Genomic DNA, 25,690 nt, shown 5'->3' with positions numbered 1-25,690 from the left:
CCACCCCTCAAATACCTACCGTCTCCGCCGCTCCTTGTGACGCGAGTCTTCGCCCGCGTCACCATCCTCCGTTTATTCGTTCGACAGAAGACTGGTCGTTCCTGCACTGCCGACAGTTGCGTACTGATCGGTTGGGTAAGCTCAAATACACTCCTCTAAGCACTAGTCCCGAAATGGCTTTGGGTGAAATGAGACCGCGATTCTCCCTCTCTTGCTGCTCGTCGACCGAGTAATGGTGAGCTGATCAGATTTCGCATCGACGGATTAAACCATCGACCCTCAACCGATATGAAACGAAAGGGAGCTTATGACAAATCCCGGCAGCGTACTAAGCGTGAAGGCCCCGGTTGACACGGCTAAGGCAGGATCGGAAATGTTCATCGATGGAAAGGCTGTCGCTGTCACAGATGGGGAACTGCTCCTCGAAGCAATATTGCGCGAAAAGCAAATCCCGCATGTCTGCTATCACTCTCCACTGATGGGGCCAATCCGGAGTTGCGATACATGCCTCGTTGAAGTGAACGGAAAATTGGAACGCGCGTGCGGAACGGAAGTATCTCCCGGCTTGCAGGTCGTGACCAGTTCAGATCGTGCGACAAGCGCGCGATCTGAAGCGTTCGACGTCATCCTCACGAACCATATGCTCTATTGCACGGTCTGCGATAACAACAATGAAAACTGTACGGTTCACAACACTGCACTATCGCTGGATGTCACGCATCAGCGGTGGCCCTACAAGGAAAAGCCATACGAGGTCGACTACTCAAATCCCTTCTACCGCTACGACCCGAACCAGTGCATCCTCTGCGGACGTTGCGTGCAGGCTTGTCAGACCGTGGAAGTAAATGAAACGCTCTCCATCGGATGGGAGCTGGATCACCCGCGGGTCCTCTGGGATGGCGCGATGAAGATCGGAGGGTCAAGCTGTGTGTCCTGCGGTCATTGCGTAACCGTCTGCCCCTGTAATGCATTGATGGAACGGTCGATGTTGGGCGAAGCGGGATTTATGACCGGCCTGCCTAAAACGGCATTGGACAAGATGATCGATGTGGTGAAGGACATCGAACCTGAGATGGGTTACACGATGATCATGCAGGTTTCCCAAACGGAAGCGAAGATGCGCGAGGAAAGAGTCAAACAGACGAAGACAGTCTGCACTTTTTGCGGCGTCGGCTGTAGTTATGACGTGTGGACCAAAGAAAGATTCTCAAGATTGAGCCACTACACGGTGATGCGAACCAGATTTCGACATGCGTAAAGGGCAAGTTTGGATGGGAGTTTGTCAATCACAAGGATCGCCTCCAGACACCTCTCATTCGCAAGGGCACGACATTCCGGGAAGCGACATGGGACGAAGCGTTGGATTTGGTCTGCAATAAGCTGGGTTCGATCAAGAAAGATCATGGCCCGGATTCAATCGGTATCGTCGTCTCTTCAAAGACGACAAATGAGGATGGCTATCTCATGCAGAAATTCGCGCGGTCCGTCATTGGAACCAACAACGTCGACAACTGTTCCCGCTACTGTCAATCCCCTGCGACCGAGGGGCTGTTTCGCACGGTAGGGCTTGCGGGCGACGCCGGCTCCATCACGGACATCGGCGGTTCCGCCCTCGTTCTAATCATTGGGAGTAATACAGCCGAAAGCCATCCTGTCATTGCGACGCGTATCAAGCGCGCCCATAAACTCCATGGCCAGAGACTGATTGTCGCCGACATCCGCGCTCATGAGATGGCTGAACGTGCAGATATCTTCTTTCGGCCCAAGCCAGGCACAGACCTTGTCTGGCTATCGGCCATGAGCCGCTATATGCTCGAGCACGGATATGCCCGTCAGGAGTTTCTCGATCAATGGGTAAACGGGCTGGACAACTATCGTAAGAGCCTTGAACCCTTCACGATGGAGTATGCCGCCCAAGTCTGCAACCTGCCCATCGAGACGCTCACCAGGGTCGCCGAGGAGATTGGCAAGGCGGAAAACATGTGCGTCTTGTGGGCGATGGGAATTACGCAGCACTCGATGGGATCTGACTCGTCTACTGCTATCTCCAATCTCCTGCTGCTCACCGGAAACTATATGCGTCCCAATTGCGGAGCCTATCCGCTGCGGGGACACAACAACGTACAGGGTGCGAGTGACATCGGCGCCATGCCGAATAACTTTCCTGGCTACCAGCACGTTACCGACGACGCCATTCGGAAGAAGTTCGAAGAGCGCTGGGGCGCTCCCCTCTCCGGAGTACGCGGCTGGGATAACCACCAGATGATCGACGCAATCTATGATGGGAAGCTTCGTGCCATGTATCTCGCAGGGGAAGACATGATCTCTGCCGATGCGAACGCGAGCCACGTTGCTGGCGGATTCGAAAAGCTGGACTTTTTCGTAGTTCAGGACATCTTCTTTTCGGAAACCTGCCGTTATGCAGATGTGGTTCTGCCGGGAGCTCCTGCGCTCGAAAAGGACGGAACGTTCACGAACACCGAGCGGAGAATCCAACGGCTTTATCAGGCAATCCCCGAACTCGGGGACAGCAACGCTGATTGGAAGATCACTCAGATGATCGCGCAGCACATGGGAGCGAAATGGAACTATCAGCATCCTTCAGAAATTATGGCCGAGATGGCATCTCTAACCCCTCTTTACGCGGGCGTGCGCTATGATCGCCTCGAGGGCTACAACACTCTTCAATGGCCGGTACACGAGGATGGCACAGATCAACCAACGCTCTATCTGAACGGGTTCGAGTTTCCAGACAAGAAAGCTCGCCTGTATCCCCTCGTCTTCCGTGAACCAACCGATCAACCGGATGCAGAATTTGATCTGGATCTCAATAATGGGCGAGTGCTGGAGCACTTTCATGAGGGAAACCTGACGCACAGGGTGGCAGGTATTCACGCCGAGAATCCAGAACGATACATCGAGATTTCAACCGACCTGGCAAAGGAGCGGCACATTGATTCTGGCCAATGGGTCAGGGTTGTCAGCCGACACGGTGCGATCAAGATCAAAGTGCTTGTAACCGATCGCGTCTTTGGAAAGCAGGTTTATCTTCCGCTTACCTCCCAGGAGGGCCCGGTCAATATCCTGACAGGCTCAGTAGTCGATCCGGATACGAATACGCCGGCCTATAAGGAAACTGCAGTCAAGATTGAAGTTCTTCCTGAGAAGGGTACCAACCCACTCCAACCTTTGAACTTCCGCTACTCGGGCCGACCCACGCCCCAGACCGGAGTTGAAGTCGAGAGGAAGTGGAAACGCAAGGACTATCGGATGCCAGGAACTCCAGCGCTCGTTCAGATTGAAACCAGTAAATAGAGAAGGAGAAGGGCAACACTATGGCAATGCCGGTAGATTTCCGTGAGTTTACGCCCAAGGACGCACGAAACGATCTCTTGAGAAGACTTGAGCAGGCTCCCCACGAGCATGTGGAAGCTCTGCTATCCACCTATGAACTGCTCCAGAGGATGCATGATAAAGGCCTCATCGATGTCGCCAACGGACTTCTGAGTGCGAGTGACACTGTGGTGGAGCGTTGCGCGGACATGGCGCTCTCGCGAGAGGGGGTCAACGGAATTCGAGTGACATTTATGCTCATCAACCTGTTGAGTGCGCTTGATGTTGGCCGGATGCATGCTCTCCTCTCCGGTAGCGACAGTCAGCCGCCGTCCATGCTGAAACTGGGACGGGACGCCATGAGTTCAGATGCCCGCCGCGGGATGGCTGCAGCAGTCCGTCTGCTGAACATTTTTGGGAGTGCCCTGCGCAAGCAGACAGGAGAATCGCGGCCCGCAGCCACACCTCACGCTTCGTTTTGGAAGTCTCTGACCAGTCGGTTCTATGACAATCCCGTTCGTTAACAAAGGAGAGCGATGAGCGACTTACTGGCGGCCCGATCTCAAATGGGAATGTCACTGGCATTTCACATCATCTTTGCGGTGGTTGGTGTGGCCCTTCCGCGAATGATGACAATTGCGGAATTCCTGTGGCACAAAACCGGTGATGCGGCCTATCTGGTCCTGGCAAAACGCTGGGCAAAAGGTACAGCCATTTTGTTCGCTGTGGGGGGCAGGTCACTGCCGCAGATTGTTTGATGGAAGAACAGATCGTAGAGGATTTCAAATGGATTCGCCGTTGCGGGAAGGATACCTAAAGTTTCTGACTGCACGTATGCCGGGGACAGCATACGACTTTGTATTCAGCGTTACAGTGCTAGAGGAACCAAGCCGGACTTTGCGATCAGCTTGTCGTGAGTCAAAAGTCGAGTGCCCTCAACAATCGCCGTAGCACCGATGATTCTGTCCCGCGGATCATTCGGGTAGGATTTTGGGAACTGAACAGAACGAACCGCAATCTCCTGAGTGATGGGGAGAACTTGCACATAGGACGCGCATTTTTTGACAAAGGAATCAACGCTCACATCGATAGCGATTCTCTTGTTCTCCACCAGCCATGCAATCTCCCACAGGCTGATCGCAGAAAGTGCAAGCGGCCCGGATTTACGGGACGCGAGAATCGCCTTCTTTGCTTTGGGTGAAAGGTTGTCGGGGGCAATTAGGAGCCAGATCAGAATATGCGTGTCGAGAAGAATCACTCCACTCCCCAATCGCTGGCCGGAACGGTGTTCTCTATATCTCCTGTAATTCGGGCGATGCCTGCCAAAGCCCCGAAAATTTCATCCTCTCGTTCGTTTGCGGGAACAAGTTTCACCACAGCTTTGCCATGCTTGGTAATCACGACGGCGCGACCGCTTTGTGATACCTGATCCATCACGGCGAGACATTGAGCCTTGAATTGTGCGGCGGCCATTTTTTGCATGACGGATCTCCTTGCCAATATGACCAGAATAATATGACCTGTTGTTGTAGTCAAGCCTGTTTGGTTTCGATACGGGCAACCGCCTTTATCGAGATCGCCCCATAAGGGGGAGTATTTTCGGTCGCAGGTCTACTGGAGGCAGGGATAGCGGGTCCAATATCAGTCCAAATTTGTCTGTGGAAGTCCTCGATCAGGGGTCGGCAGCCCCAGGGAGGCAACATTGGTGAGTCATATTGCATGCATCCATTGTTCCCTGAAAGGGAATAATTTGTGATTTCAATACCATTTTGGATCCGCGGCTTCTGCCATCCAGCGACAGAGGTCGCGGTCGAACGGGGATATAAAATGGCCTAACACACTGGCCGGGAAAATCAGCTACACCTTTGGGCAGCTAATAGACCGCTACCTCAAAGAAGAACTTCCGACGCGGGCTTGGTCAACCCAGGCGCGAACCTAGAAGGCCTCTCCGCAATCACCGGGAATCGGATACGTGTCCGGTTGATGGTGCAACGTACGCGTGACGAAAAGGACAAGCTCAACGTCGATCTACTGACAGACGTTTTGAAACGCTTTGACGAAATCGAGGCCGAAACCAGAACCGCAACATTTACGGATGCATCGGATGCATGTACGACTTATCCGATTCCAACCGGAACGGCCATCAAAACGCCGATTGTGATTGGTATGGCGATACTTCTGGGGTGACGATGATCTCGGCCTGCATTTCACGAAACAACTACGCTCGGGGTAACGCCAATCCGCCTCTTGACAGGCGATAAATTACCAACGTATTCATTGAGGCCGATTACTCCCCAAACGTCGGCTTGTCGGAAGTGACCTCCTGACTGGTACCATGCCAACCATGAACAAACTTGCGCCATTTCTCTGGTTCAATGACAACGCCGAAGAAGCTGCCGAGTTTTACCTCAGTGTCTTCCCGCACGCGCGCAGGCTCGATGAGCTGCGTTCCAAAGGCGTCGGCCCCTGGCCCGTGGGCAAGATTGCCACTATCACGATCGAGCTTGAGGGCCAGGAGATGGTCTTTCTCAACGGCGGCCCTGCGCATCAGCTCAACCCAGCCTTCTCGTTCTTCGTCCGTTGTAATTCTCAGGAAGAGATCGACAACTACTGGGACAAGTTGATCGAAGGTGGCAAACCCATGGCCTGCGGCTGGCTCACGGACCGCTTCGGCCTATGCTGGCAAATCGTGCCACACAATATCGGCGAGCTGATCAATCACCCCAAAGCCATGGAAGCCATGATGGGGATGATCAAGATGGATCTGCCCGCGCTGGAAGCCGCCGCACACGAGAACTGAGAGGCTTCTCTGGCCATTTTCAGTCAGAACTGCGGTGCTCACGGACCGCACTGGATATCTATGCCTCGATAAAGTTTTCGTCCTTATCGATGTCGTTGTTGTTGAACTAGCGCAGAAGGGAAAGCAGAGAGCCGGCCAAAGTCGGCCGGCTCTCTGGGTTGATCCGAAAGCGCCTTAGAAAATGATCTTCAGGGCGAGTTGAGTGTTATACGGTTCGCCGGAGCCGATGCCGGGTGCGCCGTACTGGATGCCGATGGTCGAAGTGCTCGCGCCGAAACTGCCCGAGGCGACGTTGTTAACCGGCGCTGCCAGGTTGATGTGGTTTAAGACGTTGAACATTTCCACGCGGAACTGCGCGCGGACGCGTTCCTTATAGATGGGTATGTTCTTAATCAGCGACAAATCCACGTCTGAGAAGCCGGGTCCGATGACCTGGTTGCGGCCCAGATTGCCATAGGTACCAGGAGCCGGCGCAGCAAAGCTGCTCGGGTTGAGGTACTGCGCAAAGGAGTGCCCCTGCACCGAGCGGTTGTTGTTGAGGGCCGAGCCTGTGATGGTGCCACGGTCTTCGCCCTCGGCCGTACCGCTGTTGTCCGAGCCGCTGAGGATGTTGACAGGCTCACCGTTCTGGAATTTGAGGATGCCGTTGACCTCCCAGCCGCGCGTCAGAGCCTTCGGTCCGTACGCAAGGGTGGGAATCGCGTAGTTGACATATGCGGAGAAGTGGTTTCGGACGTCATACTCCGCGTTGCCCCAATCTCCGGCCAGATTATTCGAGTTCTGCGGGAGAATGTTAAAGGCGCTGGAGTCGTCCAGATTGTGGCTCCAGGTGTAGGCGAACTGGTTAGTAAACCCATGCCATAAATTACTACGTAGCGTAATCTGCAGCGCGTTATAGCTGGCCGAGGCGGCGGAGTTAAGCTGGTTGATGATCCCGAAATTGGGGTATTGGCTGAAGTAGGGCCGCGTGGACTGCTGATAAGTGAACGTGTTTCCGTTTACCGTCACAGTCGAGGGGTTCTGGTCGCCTCCCAGTGCGTTCTGGTTGATGTCCTGCAAGACGAGGTTGTGGCGGCTGACCGAACCCACGTAGCCGACGTTCAACTGCCACCCGCTACCCAGGCTCTGCTCAATGTTCAGACCGAAGAGTTCGGCGTAGGGCGTCTTGAAGTTGCGGCTGGCCGAGTAGATGGAAACCACGTTGCTGCCTGTGGGCTGACCCTGGCTGGCCGTGAAGATAGGCGTTGCCTGGTTGGACGTCCAGATGGGCGTCGGAGTACTGGGAGCGTTTAGAACGATGGATTCGTTCGGCTGGCTGCCGGCCGGGTTGTTGTTGACGCCACCGGCGCCGCCGTTGGGGATGCCGATATTGCCAAAGAAGGCCTGGCCGGCTGGTTGGTCAAAGTACAGGCCGTAGTTGGCGCGGATGACCGTGTGGCTGAATGGCTGGTAAGAGAGACCGAAGCGCGGCGAGAAGTTGAGCTTGTTGCTGTCGTAGATATACTGCGGAGTGCCTGAGCCGGAGTCGGCTACCACCAGACCTCCGTTATTGGGGTCGAAGATGGAGAGGTTTGCGGGGTTGGTGTAGAAGGGCTGCTGGTAGTCATAACGCAGGCCGAGGTTGACGTTCAGCTTCGGCGTGACCTGCCAGGAGTCCTCCGCGAACGCGGATCCGGTGTGGGTATAGATGAAGCGCTCCTGGGTGCCGAGGGTAATGCCGGACGTATACGCGTAGCCGGCCATGTAGTCGGCCAGATACAGGACATTGGGGTCGGAAACAGAAGGATCGCCTGCCCAGGGTCCGAGTGGGCTTGGGCCGGTGCCGAAGTTGAAGGCGCCGCGGCCGCCCCAGTTGTAGTAGAGGTCGATGTAGGCGCGGCGATACTCAAGGCCGAAGCGCACCTGGTGCTTGCCGACCGTCCAGGAAAGCGTGTCCGCAAGCTGGCCGGAGATGTCATTGCGGCCAGAGGTCGGCGTAACACCAATCGAGTCGAAACCGTTGATGGTAAGCTGCGGAGCGCCGGACAGACTAGCGCCCGTGTTGAGGCCGGCCAGAGTCAGAGGATCCTGGCTGTGGTTCGCATCGGCAAAGGCTTGCGTAAAGAAGCTGGCGCCGGCGGCAAGCTGGTTGCTCAGGTTGGGGCGGATAGCGAAGTTCCACACTGTGTTGAAGTTCTGAATGTGCGAGGGAACGGACTGGAAGTACTCGGGCAGGTATCCGCAGACGAACACGCAGCTGGGAGCCACGGCGAAGCCCTGGCCGAAGTACCAGATGGCAGAAAGATGGCTGCGGTCGCTGAAGTTGTGGTCGAGATGGGCCACGACATTGTGGCTGTAGCCGCTCTCCGGTGCGCTGGTGGTGTAGTTGAGCGGATTGGCGGGCAGATTGGCGATGACGCTCGGATCCCACAGCGTGTTGAGGATGTTCTGCGAGACCTGGCTGGGCTGGACGCCGTATTTGCTCAACTCCGCGAGCGCCGCGGTCTGGTAGGCCGGCGAAGGTTCGGTGACGTTATTGGCCTCGCCGATGACGAACTTCTGTTCCTCGTAGAGGAGGAAGAGGAAGGTATGGTCGCGCCAGAGGGGCCCGCCAACCGAAGCGCCATAATTCTGGTTGCGCAACGGCAGTGCGGGCGACCCCGGGGTATGAAACGGCGAGGCTACGGCCAGCGCCTCATTGCGGTTGTAGTAGTAAGCATCGCCGTGGAACTCATTGGTGCCGGATTTGGTGGTGACGTTCAGGTTGCCGCCGGGGCTGCGGCCGGTTTCGCTGTTGCCGGTCGTCTGGAGCGAGTACTCGTCGAGCGCGTCAATGGGATAGATGACGCCGGCTATGCCGCTGATGCTGCCTTGATTGACCGCGTCCGCGTTCAGGTACAGATCGTTGTTGTCCGTGCCGTTGATGGTGTAGTTAATCTGGTTGCTGCGCGTACCGTTGACTGAGCCGGTGTTGTTGTAGCCCGCAAAGGCCGCCGAGGTGCCGAGAAGCTGCGTAAAATCGCGGCCGTTAAGTGGCACATCTTGCAGCGATTTGCCTTCTAGGGTCGTGGTCTGCGTGACGGTGGTGGTGTCGAGCGACAGGCTGTCGGCGGAGACCTCGATGGTGGTGGCCTGCTGCGTTACGGACAGCTTGACGGGAAGCGTGTATATCTTGCCAGCCAGCACCTGCACGCCGGTGACCTCGGTGGTCTGGAAACCGGCCGCCTCCACCTTAACCGTATAAGTGCTCAGCGGGAGGTCGCTAAACAGGAACTCGCCCGCGCCGGATGTAACCGTATCACGACCCGCTGCGGTGGACACGTCGGTGGCCGTTACCTTGGCGCCGGGAACTACCGCACCTGAGCTGTCGGTAACTGTGCCATTGATACTGCCGCGGAAGGTCTGCGCCAACAATGGCACAGAGAACAGCGACAACAGGGCAAGCAGGACTGAAAATGTTTTCAGCCAACTTTTGAATCGTTGCATTGTTCCTCCTAAAGTGATACAGATGGTCCGGTCCGTGCGGCTGATAGAGCTGCGGCAGAACTGGGGATGGTTTTTATATCGAAGAATGAACCCGAAGGCTGCGTGGATGCAACGCTCACGGATACAGCTTCACTGCAAGGTGCTCAAAAACTGCAACAAATGAATCGAAACTATCCTGAAGAATCGAAAACAGTTGCCGAAGAGTAGGCAGCAAGAGTTTATAGGCTCACACGCGCTGACGGGTACAACAACAACCCTGCGGGATTGATGCCTGTATGAACATTGAATGAACAGAGCATAACACAGCCTCGGCTCAGTTAGCCGGAGATGCAATCGCCCCCGGCATCACGTTCGGCAGAGGCTCGTTCTGCTTCTCTTCCAGTTCGGGATGCGGGAGCGGCTTACGCGGCAGCATCTGGTCTCGCATTGCGGTGTTGTAAACAAAAATGGCCTCGACGACCGCAGCCTGCTTCAGGTCCTCGGGCAGCAGGCGCTCATACGTATCCATGTTGGAGTGATGAGTGCGAGAGCCGTAATCCAATCCGTCCTGGATAAACTGGAAGCCGGGAATTCCAACCGCGTCGAAGGAAACGTGATCCGTGCTGCCGGTGCTCCGCAGCGTCAGCGTGGTCATGCCCAGATCTTTGAGCGGCGCGATCCATTGCGCGAAGATGGGTGCGATCGCGGCGTTCCCCTGCAGGTAGACTCCGCGGAGTCTACCACCGCCGTTGTCGACGTTGAAATAGGCAGAGATCAATTTCTGCTCCGGCTTGATCGTCAGCGGGCCGCTCGGCTTACGCACGAAATCCGGCAACTCCTGTTGATCCGGCGCATTTGACAGTGGGAAAGAGCCGAAATGCTGTTTAACATAGCCAACCGAGCCGAACAGTCCCTCCTCCTCGCCGCTCCACAGAGCAACTCGGATCGTGCGGCGTGGCTTGACTCCCAGCGCATTGAGAATGCGCATAGCCTCCATGGCAACCAGCGTTCCAGCGCCGTTGTCGGTTGCGCCGGTGCCCGCAGCCCACGAGTCGAGGTGGCCGCCTACCATCACCACTTCATCCTTCAGTTTCGGGTCCGTGCCCGGAATCTCAGCCACGGTGTCGAATCCCGGCTCATGATCGCCAAAGAACTTCGTATCCACATTCAGTTCGATGCTCACGGGCACATTTGCCTTCAGGAGCCGGTAGATGCGGCCGTAACTCTCAATCGCCGTGACCATGATCGGCAACGGAGCAATGTGATCGCGCCGGTAAGCGAACCAGTCGAGGCCCTCGCCGCTGTCATCAAAAATGGTCCCGCCTGATCCGCCGTTGCGCGCGCCGTCGCGGCTGGGTACGAGGATGGCAGTGGCATGTTCCTCCGCGGCGAACTTGCCGATCTTTCCGCGCAGCGAGATGCGATCCATGTAATCCTTAAGAAACTTGCCGAAGTCGGCCTCGGGATCGCTGAGTGGATACGCCTGCAATTCGTTGAGTTCCTGTTCGTCGCGGCGAGTGAGCAGCGGTTTGTCTAAGTTGCCGATCTCGCGCATGTCGCCCAGAAGAACGATCTTTCCGGCGAGCTTGCCCTTGTATTTATCGAGGTCCTTTTCGCTCTTCACGTCAAGCCAGATCGCCTGCCCTGTAACGGGGCCGGAAGTGGCTGGCGACCACGGAGCCGCCTGTGCGATGAAAACTGCGGTGTCGGGTGCGGTCATTCGCGCCCAGGCATTCAACTGCTGCCACCCCATTCCGAATTCACCCCAGCTTTCCAGATGAGCATTGGAGCAGCCCATCGCCGTGAACTGATCGCGCGTCCAAGCATTGGCCTTGGCCATGTTCGGCGAACCGGTGAGACGCGGGCCGATGCCGTCGGTCAATGCGGATGCGTACTCCATGATGTGAGAGTGGTACAGCCCTTCCTCACGGATCCGTTGATACATATCGAGGTTGAGGGTTTCGCGATCTGGCTGCGGCGCCTCGTAGGAACTGGTTGCGGAATCCGCAGCAGCGTTGGCCTTGTCTGCCGCAGTTGCATGCGGAACAGAAACACCAAGGCCGAGAAAGAGTACGAAGATAAAACGGAGTCTGAGCTTCTCCATGTGCGTTGAAGGAACCTCTCTGTAGATTTGGAAGGAATCGCGAGTCTGCGAGTTCATGCTAGCATCCATGTCGCGGCGCACTTGCTGGAATGCCACTTTGCAAGAGCATCGTCACGGTGATTGCCCGTGACTTGGAGATGCTACAGTGCCCGGCCCACAGCCGTGCAATTCCATGCAAGTTGGATCACTCTTCTCGGAAGGCAAATTCGCGAAGTCAGATAGTATCAAGCCTGGATCGTACTTCGATGCAATAACAAATAGCTCGCACGCGAGATTTCCGTATAGCGATCTCTTCTCGCCAACTCACAATTTCATCTGCAAAATTCTATGTCCCTCCAGCGATGCGAACTCAATCTCGGCTGCATGGCTCCTGTCTTTCACCCTGTCAAGCAGCTCGGAAAATTGTGGAAACGTACGAATCGGATCCAGCCACGGATCGCGCAACATAGCTGGATAGCAAGAGAAACCGCCGGCAATGATGCGCTCAAGGAGGCTGAAGCAGGCGTCGACTTGATCCAGATGAACAAGGTGCCGTGTGAGATAGTAGAGCCCTTCCGGGTCTCCGAACCCGGATGAAACGATTGCTTCCGCCGCGGAAACACTTCCCGCCGCATCCCCCTCGAGCAACTTGCGTGCGGTCCTCGCGAAGTTGCCCATCCTCGTCATGCTCTTTTCTTCCAGCAGCAACAACGCGCGGATCGCTTCTTGTTTTCGTCCCTCTTCACCCAACGAAATGCCCACGATGTAGGGGTCATTTTCGATCTTCGATTTCGCGACGCGTTCATAGTCTCTTTGCAGAAACCATGTGTGCTGGACGCTGGTCCGGATCTTCGGCTCAAGAGCTACAGCGCGGCGGTGTGCCGCCACGGAGGCATCGAGTAAGCCACAATAGCGCAACGGACTTACCAGACCGGCGAAGAGGTCTGGATCTGCCGCATCACGTGCACGCACGAGCAGGCGCTTCATGGCGTCGGCGGCACGGCCGAGGTCGACTTCCAATTGCGCATAAGCCTTGTGTGCGATGCCGAGATCGGGATTGAGATCGAGAGCCTGCCGGAAAGCACTTTCCGCTCGCTGCTGCTCCGCTTTGATCTCAGAGGAGATGAACTTCGCCATGACGTGGTATATCCGCCCCAGGCGCGCCCATGCGGGAGCGTAACAAGGGTCGGCCTCAACACATCGCTGGTACAGGTCTCGCGCCGCGCCCCACTGTTTTGAGTCGTTGCTGAACTGATTGGCGCGCAGATAGTACTCGTATGCTTTGGCGTTTGAGGGAACGTCCTGTCGCAGCGTTTTTTGTTCAGTTGCCGTTAGCTGCAGTTCGAGCGTGTTCACGAGGCACTCGGTGATCTCATCCTGCAGCCGGAAGATATTGCCGGTGGGCGCCTGCATGGAGTGCGAGCACATCAGGGTTCCGCTGGCGGCGTCGGTAAGCTGCGCGGCAATTCGGATCTCGTCTCCGGCGGCAAGCAGCGTGCCAGTCAGGATAAGATCCACGTCTGCTTCCGTCGCGATGGTCTTCAGATCCAGGGCGGCAGCGGAAAAGCGGGAAGCGGCAAGACTTGATCGTACAACAAGCGACTTAAGCCCGGAGAGGGAGGTCGTCAATGCATCCGGCAGGCTGAACGCGAGAAAATCTGTCGCCGGATCGGGGCGGAGGATACGGAACGGCAGAACGATGAGCCGGGTGATTGTTCTGGGTGGGGCAGGCATCGCCGTCTCCGTGGGTATGAGAAACCTGTACCCGCGCCGCGGCAGAGTTTCGATAAAACGCGGCGTGCCGGCGGTGTCGCCCACGGCTTCGCGAATCTGCCGGATACAGAAGTTCAAGCCCTGTTCGAAGTCTACGAAGGTGTCGTCGCTCCAAACACGTTCACGGATTTCCGTTCGAGTAACAATCTCGCCGCTACGGCGGACAAGCAGCTCAAGTACCCGAAATGGCTGGGGCGCGAGCTTGATGCGATCGCCCTTCCGCCGCAGCTCCCCAGCTGCCGTGTCCAGCTCAAACGACTCGAATCGCAGGATATTTGCGGAATCACTCATAGAATCCTCAGGCCTTGCTCATGTCAGATCTATGGAGGCTGCTCCGGAACTCCGCTACAAGTGATTCATCGGGTTGCAGAGATCACAGGCACCCACACAAAACGCTCGGGGAAAGGGGAATTTGAAAATGAAGATCAACGATATCGCACCGGACTTTGAGGCCGCAACCACCCAGGGGCCCATCTGTTTCCACGAATGGCTTGGCAATTCCTGGGGGGTGCTTTTCTCGCATCCGAAAGATTTCACCCCGGTATGCACCACCGAACTCGGCTATCTGGCAGGCCTGCAGCCTGAATTCGAAAAGCGCAACTGCAAAATCATCGGTCTTAGCGTCGATCCGGTGGCGAACCACGGTAAATGGGCAGAGGACATCGAGAAGTCCCAGGGGCACGCGGTGAACTACCCGATGATCGGCGATTCCGACCTGAATGTCGCCAAGCTCTACAACATGTTGCCTGCCGAGGCTGGAGACACGTGCGCAGGCCGCACCGCCGCAAACAACGCTACAGTCCGCACCGTATTTGTGATCGGCCCCGATAAGAAGATCAAGCTCATGCTGTCGTATCCCATGACGACGGGGCGTAACTTCGACGAGGTGCTGCGTGTGCTCGATTCCATGCAGTTGACCGCCACGCATCAGGTCGCAACGCCCGTGAACTGGAAGCAGGGCGAGGATGTGATCATCGTTCCCGCCGTCTCCGACGAAGACGCCAGGCAGAAATATCCCAATGGCTGGACGACAGTCCTGCCTTATCTGCGAGTCGTCGCGCAGCCTTGCTGAACCTGAAAGCCGAACCTGAAAAGCAACCTGGAAAACCGAGGAGGCAGTGTCATGGAACCAGTGCGGGTAGAACGATTCTTTCTTGGATGTCTGGCACACGCATCGTACATGGTTGGGTCAGAAAACGTGGCAGCCGTCATTGATCCCCAGCGCGACGTGGATATTTATCTTGAAGCTGCCGCTGCCAGGGGCTGGAAGATCGAACACATTATCGAAACCCATGTCCACGCCGACTTTGTGTCGGGACATCGGGAACTTGCGGAGCGAACCGGAGCGCGAATCTACCTCGGTGCGGACTCCGGTGCGCAATTTCCCCATCTGGCGGTCAGCGACGGAGACGAGATTCATTTCGGCCAATGCAGCCTGCAGATACTGCAGACGCCGGGCCATACCATCGAAAGCATCTGCATTGCGATGCGGGATCGTGGTTTGCCGGAACGGCCTGCCATCGTGTTTACGGGAGACACCCTCTTCGTGGGCGATGTGGGTCGCCCGGACCTCTCACCCAATCACACGCCGCAGCAACTTGCAGCCGCTCTGTACCGCAGTCTTCATGAAAAACTGCTGACGCTTCCCGATGACACCGAGATTTATCCGGCCCATGGAGCAGGCTCTCTCTGCGGGCGCAACATGAGTTCGGAGAGCTCTTCGACGATCGGCAAGCAGCGCCAGTCGAACTATGCCTTGCTCGCCAAGACCAGCGAGGAGTTCATCCACCTGCTCACTGACAACCTGTCTGCTGCGCCTGAATACTTTGCCAAGGAAGTGGATCTCAACCGAAAAGGCGCCAGTTCTTTGTCCCGACTGCCGGCGCTGACGCCTCTCTCGGCTGAGGATGCTCTGCGGCTTCAAGAGATGGGGGCAGTCGTGGTGGACACCCGGCCGGTTACTCAGTTTGCTGCCGCGCATGTGCCGGGTTCCATTCACATTGCGCTGACGGGCCAATACGCTTCCTGGGCGGCGCGGATTCTGGGTTTGGGAACCACACTAATTCTTGTGGGAGAGGACCTGGAGCAGGTACGTGAGTCACAGCTTCGCCTCGCGCGTGTTGGTATTGAGACTGTGGTCGGATATTTGGAGGATGGCATAGCCGGTTGGGTGAGGAGCGGGAACACACTCGACTCGATTCCTCAGGTTGCGGCGAAGGATCTTGAAGAGTTGCTTCAGCAGATGCCGGAACAGATCACGGTGCTCGACGTGCGGGAATCAGCGGAAGCAGAAACTGGCTCGATTGAGAGCCCAATCCATATTCCGCTTGGAAAACTGCTGTCGCGGACAGAAAAACTGGACCCCGAAAAGCTGGTGGTGGTGTATTGCCGGAGCGGCTATCGAAGCTCGATTGCGACCAGTCTTCTGCGGCGGGTTGGGTTCCGTAAAATCGCCAACCTCATCGGAGGATTCGATGCGTGGAAAGCGGCTGGTCTTCCGTCCGCCATTCCCACCGGAGTTGGAGTGTAAGGTTCGAATTTCTTCGGCTGGAGATGCTGCTTCAGCCGAACTGTCATGCCGCACTCTCGTTTTAGATGAACAGGACAGGCAAGGGCGGCAATTCATCAGGCAACTGAAATCCCGAAAGGAAAATACGATGCGAACGATTGAAACTCAGATTTGGAAGAGTTCGAGACTCACTATCGAACGCGCCAAAAACGAAACCTACTGTACAGTCTTTCGACTGTCCGGCCCGTTCACCGCTCGGGATATGTACAATTCGCTGTCTCCTGATACCCTTCGCGATATCTTCGAAGCGAAGCCGGGCGACGAAACGCCTTCCACACGTATCCCGGCTCAGATTTTTGACTTGACGGAGGTTCCATACATGGATTCAATCGCTCTGGGCATGCTGGCCAACCATTACGTTCGGTGTCAGTGCAGAGGGATCCGGTTGAGCATCACGGGTATAAGCCCTCGGGTTCAGGAACGGCTCAGGATCAACAGAATGGAAAATGTGTTTCCGATCGCCACAATCTGAAGGCCATATTCAGCAGGGTGAATCTTCAGTCGCGGCAAACAGGCCAATCACACATTCTGGGCAAAACCATCCTGTAGGTTCGATGATAATGAGCTCTGAAGCTGTGGTGCGCGCGCCCAAACTCTTCACCTCTCCCCATGAATTTTTTCCTTGGGTCGGCAACACAGTGTACGAGGCGTTAGCTGGCGCGGCCCGGCTAGTTGCCGACTCGATCAGCGAGTCGCGAAAAGCAAGCTCACAACCACAAGAATCCAACGGCGCGGAAATCACATGAACTAAGCTGGAGCAGTCATGACGGCGGAAAAAACGACGATGGCCTTTGGCTGGCGCGTCTACGGCCTGGGTGTGATGGGGCTGGGCATAGCCTGCCTTACGTTCGGGAACTTCGACCCAGGACAGCCGATGCCCAAGAACTTTCCAGCTCGCATCGTCCTGGCCTATGCCGCCGGTGCGTTCATGGTCGCCGCAGCCGTGGCTGTCGAGTGGCGCCGAGTCGCGGCCTGGGGCGCAGCGGCGCTCACCGTGTACTACGCGCTCTTTGTCGTGATCCTGATGAACGGCCGCCTGCTGCTCGCCGATTACGCCGTATACGTGACATACGAAAACATCGCCATGCAGTTCGCGATCGCCGCAGGCGGGCTGATCGTCTACGCCACCACCGCCCAGATTGATGACCAGATCGATGCGGCACTTGCCGCTCGCCTTACGCATCTGGGCCAGTGGGCATTTGGGGTTTGTGCGCTGGTATTCGGCGGAGCGCATTTTGTTTATATGAGCAACACCGCCCCGCTGGTCCCCAAATGGTTGCCGCCTACGCAAGAGTTCTGGGGTTATGCCACCGGAGTTGGCTTCGTCGCGGCGGGTGTTGCGATCCTGACCGGCGTGCAGGCCCGCCTCGCCGCGATCCTGGTGACCGCCATGCTCGCGTCCTTCGGCCTGCTGGTGAACGAGCGGATACTGCTGGCCGATCACTGCAGCCATTGGAACTGGAGCGAGAGTGCCGTGAATCTTGCCGTGACTGGCGCATCCTGGGTGGTGGCGGACTCGCTTGCACGGCGGAGGCACTAGAGCATTTTCGATTGGCCGGTCGACTTTGTTGTAATGTGCAATCGACAGAGATTCGCAAAAATCGTGTCGTCTTCGGGCTGGCGCAAGATCGAAATGCCGGCGAAGATCGAAACCAGATGGATCGGCTGCAAACAACCGCCATGTGGATCGTTGGCGCGTCGTGCGGTGTGAAGCCGCTGTCCGAGAGGAAAACTATGCAAATGAAAACACTGATATCTGCTATTGCGGTTAGTAGCTTGGCCGCGGCAGCCTGCATGGCGCAGAGCGGAACGTTGCCTGACTCGACGCGAGCCCAGATCGATGCCGGAAATCAGGCATGGATCGACGGAGTGAAAACCGGCAACGTTCCGCTGATTATCGCGACCTATGCTGTGGACGCAGTGGACTGTGGTCCGACCGGCGAATGCACCAGAGGAAAATCCCAGATCGAACAGCATATGAAAGCGCAACTTGCGCGTCTCGGGCTTGCGCACACCGCTTCGGTAAAGACCTGGGGAACAAGTCAGCAAGGGAACTTTGTGTACGAATGGGGTCAGGCGGAGGCGACGTTCGGCGGCGAGAAAAATTTGGTGGAGAAATATCTGACTGTGTGGCAACAACAGTCAGACGGCAACTGGAAAATCTTTCGCAACATGGTGATTCCGGATAAATGAGGCTGCCGCTGGGGCCCGACACGCGCTGCGCCGTCGTGTCAACAAATGAGTAGAGTCTCTCGCCAATGATGCTACGGAGATTATTGTGGCGCTCTCGAAGATGACCATCTCTTCTCCCGTGAAGCTTTCCCGATGCGAATTGCACGTTTCTACCTCTTCTTACTGGTTGCTCCTTGTTTCGCGACGAATCTGGTGCGGCTCAGGGAGATCTTCGCAAAGGAAGCCATGCCTATCAATCCGCCGCACAGAAATCCGGATATGTTGCCTGAGAAGGTATCGCTGATCTGCTAAGCCGCGTGACACTCGAAGTAAAAGCCACCATGCTCTCCGAATCGGGCTGGATGAAGTCTGGGCCTATTTCACGCCTCGATTGAGGCGTTAAGAGCAAATCTGGCACTTGCCGCGAAATCATCATGACCGCAGGACGTCCCGCCGAGTGCTTTCCCTCTTGGAATTTGTTGATCTGGATGATTCACATAAAAGTGGCTCCAACGGTGCTGACGTTCTGCCGCTGAACTACTCACGCACTTTTTAATCAATAAGTTACGCGATTATTCTGCGCTTACTATCCCGTTTACTAACGCCACACGCAACGCTGTCGATTTTCTGAGCACCGCGAAGTCAGTGCGGTATAGGACGTCCATGGGAAACCCGGCCAGCAAAGTGGACCTGGAAATCGACAACCGTTGGCAATCGTCCCGGTGCTTTGCGTGAAGGAGCCCAATCCAGCATTCTTGCAATCAACTTTTCCGTTAGTCCGTTGGATTGATAGTGAAATACCCGCCGTATTAGACCTGCGATAAGCTAGACTCGTGTAGACTCACGGCAAGCTCCAAGGGATGATCAATCCGGATTCTGGGAATGAGAGCGAGCATCCGTTGATTGGAACACTAGGCCCGCGTAGGTGCCAAGCTGTAACAGTGAGTCGATGCTTCGAATAACGGGATGACGAACGCCTTACACGTCAGGCCTTGGGACATTGGATCCAGATTCCGAAATGAAACCTTAATGGCACAAGCGGCACCACACGATCGGCTCAACGAAGCATTGGGAAGCAAGTATCAGATTCTCTGCCATCTCGGCGGAGGCGGAATGTCGCAGGTATACCTGGCGCGGCATCGGTTTCATGGCGGTCTTGTTGCGATCAAAGTTCTGGCCGAACATCTCGCGCAGGAACCCAGCATCGTAAGCCGGTTCCAGCGTGAGGCTCGTATGACGGCCTCGCTCGGCAACCATCCGAATATCGTTCCCATCTTCGATATCGGTGAAGGAAACGGCCTCTATTTCATCGTCATGCAATTTATCCCGGGAGAAGACCTGGCCAGTTTTCTGAGGCGCGAGGGTCGCTTAGCCCTCCCACAGGCCGCGAACGTGATTGCGCAGGTCGCGGAAGCTCTATCCTGTGCGGAAGCTAAACACATCGTCCATCGTGATCTGAAGCCGGCGAACATGCTGCTCGATGAGAGTGGCCGCATTAAGCTGCTCGACTTTGGAATCTCTCGGATTACCGATTACTCCGATGGACTAACCCGTCCCGGCGAGAGCATGGGCACTCCCTATTACATGAGCCCGGAGCAGATTCGCGGAGAAGTGTGCGATATTCGCAGCGACCTATATTCCCTCGGTGTGGTTTTCTTTGAACTGCTCACCGGGCGACGGCCGTTTGACAACGAGACCACGATTGCCACCCAGATGGCGCATTTGAATACAGCGCCACCGTCCTTGCTCGACTACGATCCGGAACTTCCCGCCCAATGTGATGCCATCGTGCAGAAGCTCATTGCCAAGCAGCCTGAAGACAGATACCAGAACACCGCAGAGTTACTGTCTGTATTGATTGGCCGTGGTGCAACCACAAGCGCCAGTGATCTGCGACCATCCGTTGAGCGCAGGCTCCGTGAGGTGATATCGCAGGCTGATGGGCTGCCCCTCGATGTTCCTGCCATGTCTACCGCGACGCCGGTTTCGAGCGCCGCAGTTATAGATCAATCGGAAGCCAGGCCCGTAGCTCCAATGAACGCCACGACGAACGGCCGCCAGACTCCTCACGTTGAATATCCGGCTTCCGAACTAATCGTGCCAAAGTCAAGTTCGACCCGCTGGGTGGCTGTCGCCGGTATACTCGCTGTCCTGTTGTTGGGAATCGCTGCTACGGCCTTCTGGCTGCTGCGCCCCAAGGCATCTGTCGCCCCGGCGGTTACGCACGCACCTGCGCCTGCGCCGGCGTACACCGATGGGCACGGCCGAATGCTGCTGGTATCGGAGGGTTCCTTCCAATTCGGCGCGGCTGCCGATCATACCGTTCGGATGGTTTCACTTCCTGCCTTCTACGTGGATGAAACCGAAGTCTCAAACGCCGAATACCGCCGCTTTTGTGAAGCAACAGGGCACCAGCCACCAACTACACCGGATTACGCTGCGCATCCCGACTACCCCGTAAGCAACATCTCCTATGATGATGCAAGCGCATATGCGACCTGGGCAGGGCGAAGATTGCCTACGGAAGAGGAATGGGAGAAAGCTGCGCGCGGTACGGATGGGCGCAGCTATCCGTGGGGAAATGACCCATGGACAGGGAACGTTCCAGACCGGTTGCAGCCGGTAATATCAGAACCATTGCGCCGGAGCCCCTACGGCGCATATAACATGGCTGGGAACGTTTGGGAATGGACCGCGACCTCCTATTCGCCCACTCCGGCTGATAACGCCGGGATGAAGCGCCTTCTCAAGGGGCAGAACTTTTCCGCGGATTGGAGAATGATTAAGGGCGGCAGCTTTGCTCCCGGAGCAAGTGAGGAATTTGACACAGCGAAACGCCGGGGTTTGCCCGTGGACGCTCGATCCTTGTGGATTGGCTTCCGTTGCGTCCGGAGCGCTCCTTAGCCAGTAACCCGCAGGCACTTGTTCCTGCGACGGCGCCCGAGTCTGAGCGTTCCGCGACGAGGAGAATCGATGATTACTCGAAACCATGTATTGCTGGCCGCAGCTTTCGCGATAGTAATTCCTTGCGCACTTTCAGCCCAAAAGCCCACCGCGCGGGATACGTTTTGGTCTGCCAGTGATCTGATCACTGTAGCGCCAAATCCAGCTGCTCATAAACACGTGGAACCACGTCCTCATCCCAGGCAGGATACAAGTACAGAGATGTCTGGAGGAGCTGTGCAACCGCAGGGCAATACCCAGGTCGCGGAGCTTGTTGTCGCAAACGGCTATGGAGCAGCACCCCGCCTGGTGCGGACTGCGGAGAATCGTCTCGGCCTGCGTTGCTCGGTGATGCTACGCAATGCCCAAAATGAATACGTCGAGGTCGCACCAGGCAGCGTCTTCCACAGCGGCGATCATATCCGCTTGAGTTTTCTTGCCAATGAGCCCGGCTATTTCTATGTCATTCAGCAGGGGTCTACTGGTGCGTGGTCGCCCATCTTCCCACCACCGAACGCTGCCCCGGATGCGAACAAGGTGGTTGCAGGTCAGTCCCAGCTTGTGCCAGGCGGTACGCGGGCATTCGCGTTCGATCAGAACCCGGGCGACGAGAAGCTTTACGTTATCCTGAGCCGGACACCCATCACCGACATCGACCGCGCTATCCAGAATCTGAGGAGCGGCGGCCCCGCACAACATGATGAGCAGCCGGTCGGAGGCGCCGGACAAATGCTGGAAGCTGAAAACACAATTCCAGATGTTTTAGTGCATCAACTGGCGAGCCGTGATCTGGCACTCGTTGACGAGCAGACGGTGAATGAATCTTCCAAGCCAGATACTCAGGGCGAAAAAGCTATCTATGTGGTCAGCAAGGGCGCAGGCCCGGACTCGAATTCCCGCGTGGTGTTGAGTCTCGATCTACGCCACGAATAGTGGGCGCAGAAAGATACTTTTCCAGATTTCGCTCAGGGATGCGATGCGAGCGCGGCATCGATACGGGCGATGTACTGGCGTGCGCGGCCCGCTTCGTCTGTATCAGGATTTGCCGTCAGAACATTCGCAAACCTGACTCTTGCCGCTTTCAGAAGGTCAGTCACGCTGTCCTTGCTCAAAGATCCGGTATTGGCAGCCTGCGCATGCGCGTTTGCCTGCTCGATATAGATCACGCCCAGGCGGTAATTCGCCCAGAGATCAGCGGGCATCAGATTCAATGCCTTTTCGCAAAATGGGATCGCTGCATCGTAGTGCTTTTGCATCCACTCGCAGTCGCAGATGCCAAGATTTGCCTGGCCCTGCTGCTCGCGCCAGATATCCTGTTCGGCGGCGTGATGCTTACTTCCCATGCCAAGCAGAAATCCGACCAGATAGTAGTTCGCGTTGCCGAGAGCCCCTGAGTTGAAGTTGGTTTGACGCAGATATAGTCGATATTCCGCTTCGGCTTCCGACGCTTCATTCAGGTGCCGCTCACACTCCGCAAGCCAGAAATGACCTTCCCCGTTGCCGGGGGCGACTTCCGTCGCGCGGAGTGCTGCTTTCTTCCCGGAAGCGTATTCTCCCTCGCGCGCGTAGGCCTGCGACAGAAGATACAAAGCCGTGCCATCATTCGACTGTCTCTCAAGTGCGGCGTTCAATTGCCGAACCGCTTCGTCCAGACCACCCTGATCGAGAAGAGCTGATGCATAACTGACTCGCGCTTCTTCGTAGTCAGGATCGATGGCGATGGCGTGTTGAAACGCGGCGGTCGACTTGTCATCCTGCCAGAGAGCATTTTCGACGCGGCCAAGATACATATAGGCCTCGCTGTAATTCGGATCCAACGCTATCGCTTGGGTGAGCTTTTCTTCTGCCTTTTTATAGTTGGATTCGAAGCCTTTCTTGTAGAATTCGATGCCCTGGTCAAGAAGATCGACGGCGCTCTGAGTGCGTCGGCGAGGAATCAGGATTCGTATGCTGACGGAGCTTTCCTGACCGGGATAAATCATCTCTTCTCGCGGACCATCCGGCTCATAGCCCATGTGAACAGCCTTAATCGTGTGAGACCCCGGCGCAAGTCCCGGCAGACGAAGTGCTGCGGATTTGCTCACCATCCCGGCCTTTTTGCCATCGAGCCAAAACTCCGTATCATCCATGTTGCTCTGTACGACGAGAGTCCCATAGTTCAAGCTGGCTTGACTTGCAACTCTCACACGATCCGGATTGAAGGCAAGCAACATATTCGGATCGAAGCTTCCTCGCTCCGATGTCGGATTCTGCCGCGAAGACGTGGCGTCGCGGACGTTCGTGTGGACGTATTCAGCTAGCTCGTCGGCAGTTACAACGCCATCGCCATTTGTGTCCGCGGCTCCCTGCAGACCCTGCACCACATAGTAAGTGAAGATGCCGTGACCGCCCCCCCAGTCCGCGCTTTCAAAGCTTTGTTCGCGGTCGCGGCTCGCGGTCAGTGAAAAGATCGATTGATTCACGTCAAGGAGGAGTTGGTTGAGTTGCTTCGGGTCAGTTTCAGGGGTAATTGCACCGCTGTGGCAGGCATCGGTGATCAGTACCTTCCACTTACCCTTGATCTTTGTGCCGATCAGCTTGCCCAGCGTTTCCATTGGGATAGCGGTCGCAGCGATGTTATGCAGATCGATATCGTAAGGAGCCAGGTAGCCGCTGCCGCCAGAGATAAATCCATGGCCGGCAAAATAAATGAGAACTCGGTCGTCTGGTGCCGTGACAGAAGGCAGCCACGTGTCGAGTTCGTGCGAAACATTGGCCAGAGTGGCCTGTGAGTCCGTCAACATGTGCACATGGTTTGCGGGAAACTCGCCGCCTTGTTCGCTGATCAGGGTCGTATAGATAGACTGTGCATCGCGGCCGGGAAAATGCAGTTGAGCCGTCGCGGGAAGATTCTTGTAAGTTGCGATTCCGATAACCAGTGCATAACTTTGCGGCACCGCGCCAGGAACGATTGTTTTTGATTTGTCCTCGGGGTGGACAGGTTTCAGATCTCGTGTGGTGTCGGGCGGATTCTGCGGAGTCGCGGGCGCTTGTGCCCGCAGGCCTGGATCGGCCCAAAGGACGATCGTGATCCATGCGAATAGAAATGCGCAAAAACATGGATTGCGATGCATCATCGACCTCACTTCGACTTACTGCAGATGCGCCAGGCGAAACGTGTAAATGAGAGGCAGCTTCGCGGAAGGAGCTGGCTTCACAGAAACTCCGTCACCGTCATCGGTAAGAATAATATCTCTTGCAGCAGACTTGGCAAAGGGAACAAGCTCTCGGGGTACTGGCGCGTCCGGAGGCAAGGGGGCGGCACCGGCGGAGGGGTCGACGCAATCACCCCGCGCCTTGAATATCTGATCGTCGCAGCGAGGCAGCAGGTTCGAGGGCAGAGGTGCCGCATTTTGCCGATTCTCAGGGCTTTGGCTCTCCGGTAGGGCTGCCGGCGGTATCAGGATAGGAGTGGCGCTGACCAGAATGTAGATCGTATCGAATCCCGATGGACCGGAAACTTCAAACCAGCCGTCGCCGATGGCCGGTACGACTATATTCTGGTCCGGCTCGATCCGATTCTGCGCGCCCGCACCAGCTGCGATCGGAAAGAGAGTCGTCGTTTGTCCAGACGATCCCTTGTCCACAACGTAAAGATAGCCTGCGATGCGGCTCGTGAGGCGAAAGCGCAGGATGTCGCCGTTGTGGAAGACTTTATTTTGCTGAACCGTCTTCGTGCTGTCTCCATTTTTTTGTTCCAGGCGAATCGATATAAGACCCGCCGAGTTAGTGTTCTGCGATTCAAGGCGCGCAGGTTCTACAACAAGGACGAGCAGCAAAGCGTAGAGCCACATGCATTGGCTGAAGTGTGACCGCGCCTGCGACATCGGATTCAATGCGTGCTTCTCAATAGAGGTGATCCTATGATGTTAATGGGAGTGACCGTGCAGCGAGATGCGGATGCCTCCAACCGCTGAAGGGGCTCCTACCGTTGGTGTTCCCGCAGTAATTACAGTAGAAGAACCGCCCCCGTTCGTCGCCAGAATACCCGCTACGGTGCCGGCAGCGGCTGCTGCTACAACGACAATCACAATAGTCTTTACTGAAAGCGCGTGAGCCGCGTGTTGTGTCACGGAAGACTGGCCCGAAACATTCTGCTGGTGAATGTTTGTCTCTGCCGTGGAGTCATTAAAACTCACCTTGACGTGAATGTTATAGGAACCAGAGGTAGTATTGGGTCGCAAACCGTGAGCAACTGCGCGGCCCGCACTATCCGTTACCGTTGAGAAGCTCTGCGCGCCTTCCGCAAATGATCCGCCGGGGCCTGAGCCTGGTAGTGTGAAGAGCACGACCGCGCCTGCGATCGGCTTATGATTTTCATCCCGCACCTCGACAATGGGCTCTCGCGCCGTGCGCTGACGAATGTCGTTCAGCGCGCCCTCTCCCTCGAGAATGGTAATGACCAGCGCCGGCGCGCCATTTGTCGCCTGAGCGCGCATCACCGGACAACTAGCGACAAAGATAAGGCAGAACGCAGCGAGAGATACGAGTCTAGAAAATGTCTTCACAGCATCCATATGTAGTCTCCCATGGG

General features: G+C 56.3%; 21 protein-coding genes. 13 read left to right on the top strand and 8 right to left on the bottom strand.

The features are described 5' to 3' along the window. The first annotated feature begins 307 nt into the window (after window positions 1-307). From OHL23_RS28585 to OHL23_RS14860, 4 genes are read left to right on the top strand one after another with little or no spacing between them, the layout of a single operon-like run. Complete coding sequence (locus OHL23_RS28585; protein ID WP_317891689.1) at window positions 308-1,258, top strand: 2Fe-2S iron-sulfur cluster-binding protein; 951 nt, start codon at window positions 308-310, stop codon at window positions 1,256-1,258. Beyond that, a complete protein-coding gene (fdhF, locus tag OHL23_RS14870; RefSeq protein ID WP_317891688.1) occupies window positions 1,189-3,315 on the top strand; it encodes a formate dehydrogenase subunit alpha in 2,127 nt (708 codons plus the stop codon). Before OHL23_RS28585 ends, fdhF begins: the two co-directional genes overlap by 70 nt. Window positions 3,316-3,335: 20 nt before the next feature. Further along, complete coding sequence (locus tag OHL23_RS14865; protein ID WP_263352696.1) at window positions 3,336-3,857, top strand: DUF1641 domain-containing protein; 522 nt, start codon at window positions 3,336-3,338, stop codon at window positions 3,855-3,857. Window positions 3,858-3,869: 12 nt separating this feature from the next. Next, window positions 3,870-4,091 (top strand): cytochrome ubiquinol oxidase subunit I, encoded by a 222-nt coding sequence (locus tag OHL23_RS14860; RefSeq protein WP_263352695.1) that lies wholly within the window; start codon window positions 3,870-3,872, stop codon window positions 4,089-4,091. Between the two features lie 110 nt (window positions 4,092-4,201). On the opposite strand, the gene OHL23_RS14855 is transcribed toward OHL23_RS14860, so the two are convergent. Together OHL23_RS14855 and OHL23_RS14850 are read right to left on the bottom strand one after the other, a co-directional pair. Then, window positions 4,202-4,591, bottom strand: coding sequence for a type II toxin-antitoxin system VapC family toxin (locus OHL23_RS14855; protein WP_263352694.1), 390 nt, complete (start codon window positions 4,589-4,591; stop codon window positions 4,202-4,204). After that, window positions 4,588-4,815: a type II toxin-antitoxin system Phd/YefM family antitoxin gene (locus OHL23_RS14850; RefSeq protein ID WP_263352693.1), complete on the bottom strand. Its 228-nt coding sequence runs from the start codon at window positions 4,813-4,815 to the stop codon at window positions 4,588-4,590. The genes OHL23_RS14855 and OHL23_RS14850 overlap by 4 nt, the downstream gene beginning before the upstream one ends. 501 nt (window positions 4,816-5,316) lie before the next feature. Here OHL23_RS14850 and OHL23_RS14845 point away from each other — a divergent pair. Next, window positions 5,317-5,520: a hypothetical protein gene (locus tag OHL23_RS14845; protein ID WP_263352692.1), complete on the top strand. Its 204-nt coding sequence runs from the start codon at window positions 5,317-5,319 to the stop codon at window positions 5,518-5,520. Between the two features lie 148 nt (window positions 5,521-5,668). After that, window positions 5,669-6,133: a VOC family protein gene (locus OHL23_RS14840; RefSeq protein WP_317891687.1), complete on the top strand. Its 465-nt coding sequence runs from the start codon at window positions 5,669-5,671 to the stop codon at window positions 6,131-6,133. Between the two features lie 174 nt (window positions 6,134-6,307). Here the strand turns inward: OHL23_RS14840 and OHL23_RS14835 are convergent, their stop codons facing one another. The 3 genes from OHL23_RS14835 to OHL23_RS14825 form a co-directional block, all read right to left on the bottom strand. After that, entirely contained in the window at window positions 6,308-9,598 is a 3,291-nt protein-coding gene (locus tag OHL23_RS14835; RefSeq protein WP_263352691.1) for a TonB-dependent receptor domain-containing protein, read from the bottom strand. A 313-nt stretch (window positions 9,599-9,911) separates the two neighbouring features. After that, on the bottom strand, window positions 9,912-11,738 hold the full coding sequence (locus OHL23_RS14830) for a M20/M25/M40 family metallo-hydrolase (protein WP_263352690.1): 1,827 nt from the start codon (window positions 11,736-11,738) through the stop codon (window positions 9,912-9,914). A gap of 246 nt (window positions 11,739-11,984) precedes the next feature. Then, window positions 11,985-13,724, bottom strand: coding sequence for a winged helix-turn-helix domain-containing protein (locus tag OHL23_RS14825; protein WP_263352689.1), 1,740 nt, complete (start codon window positions 13,722-13,724; stop codon window positions 11,985-11,987). Window positions 13,725-13,845: 121 nt separating this feature from the next. Between OHL23_RS14825 and OHL23_RS14820 the strand changes: the two genes are divergently transcribed. The 7 genes from OHL23_RS14820 (at window position 13,846) to OHL23_RS14795 (ending at window position 22,050) form a co-directional block, all read left to right on the top strand. After that, complete coding sequence (locus OHL23_RS14820; RefSeq protein WP_263352688.1) at window positions 13,846-14,505, top strand: peroxiredoxin; 660 nt, start codon at window positions 13,846-13,848, stop codon at window positions 14,503-14,505. A gap of 51 nt (window positions 14,506-14,556) precedes the next feature. Beyond that, window positions 14,557-15,963: an MBL fold metallo-hydrolase gene (locus tag OHL23_RS14815; protein WP_263352687.1), complete on the top strand. Its 1,407-nt coding sequence runs from the start codon at window positions 14,557-14,559 to the stop codon at window positions 15,961-15,963. Then, complete coding sequence (locus OHL23_RS28865; protein WP_396127364.1) at window positions 15,908-16,474, top strand: STAS domain-containing protein; 567 nt, start codon at window positions 15,908-15,910, stop codon at window positions 16,472-16,474. Before OHL23_RS14815 ends, OHL23_RS28865 begins: the two co-directional genes overlap by 56 nt. A gap of 291 nt (window positions 16,475-16,765) precedes the next feature. Then, on the top strand, window positions 16,766-17,542 hold the full coding sequence (locus OHL23_RS14810; RefSeq protein ID WP_263352686.1) for a hypothetical protein: 777 nt from the start codon (window positions 16,766-16,768) through the stop codon (window positions 17,540-17,542). Between the two features lie 116 nt (window positions 17,543-17,658). Further along, window positions 17,659-18,195 (top strand): YybH family protein, encoded by a 537-nt coding sequence (locus tag OHL23_RS14805; protein ID WP_263352685.1) that lies wholly within the window; start codon window positions 17,659-17,661, stop codon window positions 18,193-18,195. A gap of 1,008 nt (window positions 18,196-19,203) precedes the next feature. Continuing rightward, window positions 19,204-21,078 (top strand): bifunctional serine/threonine-protein kinase/formylglycine-generating enzyme family protein, encoded by a 1,875-nt coding sequence (locus OHL23_RS14800; protein ID WP_263352684.1) that lies wholly within the window; start codon window positions 19,204-19,206, stop codon window positions 21,076-21,078. 261 nt (window positions 21,079-21,339) lie between these two features. After that, window positions 21,340-22,050 carry a DUF4384 domain-containing protein gene (locus tag OHL23_RS14795; RefSeq protein WP_263352683.1) on the top strand — a complete coding sequence of 237 codons (711 nt, stop codon included), beginning with the start codon at window positions 21,340-21,342 and terminating at the stop codon, window positions 22,048-22,050. A 32-nt stretch (window positions 22,051-22,082) separates the two neighbouring features. On the opposite strand, the gene OHL23_RS14790 is transcribed toward OHL23_RS14795, so the two are convergent. From OHL23_RS14790 to OHL23_RS14780, 3 genes are read right to left on the bottom strand one after another with little or no spacing between them, the layout of a single operon-like run. Continuing rightward, window positions 22,083-24,233, bottom strand: coding sequence for a tetratricopeptide repeat protein (locus tag OHL23_RS14790; RefSeq protein ID WP_263352682.1), 2,151 nt, complete (start codon window positions 24,231-24,233; stop codon window positions 22,083-22,085). A gap of 15 nt (window positions 24,234-24,248) precedes the next feature. Further along, on the bottom strand, window positions 24,249-24,983 hold the full coding sequence (locus OHL23_RS14785) for a DUF4384 domain-containing protein (protein WP_263353246.1): 735 nt from the start codon (window positions 24,981-24,983) through the stop codon (window positions 24,249-24,251). 42 nt (window positions 24,984-25,025) lie between these two features. Continuing rightward, window positions 25,026-25,673 carry a carboxypeptidase-like regulatory domain-containing protein gene (locus tag OHL23_RS14780; RefSeq protein WP_263352681.1) on the bottom strand — a complete coding sequence of 216 codons (648 nt, stop codon included), beginning with the start codon at window positions 25,671-25,673 and terminating at the stop codon, window positions 25,026-25,028. Window positions 25,674-25,690: the final 17 nt, after the last annotated feature.

Origin of the sequence: Acidicapsa acidisoli, from assembly GCF_025685625.1 — a bacterium.
Lineage (GTDB): Bacteria > Acidobacteriota > Terriglobia > Terriglobales > Acidobacteriaceae > Acidicapsa > Acidicapsa acidisoli.
Note: the sequence above shows the minus strand (reverse complement) of the source record. Positions and strands in the feature narration are given on the sequence as shown.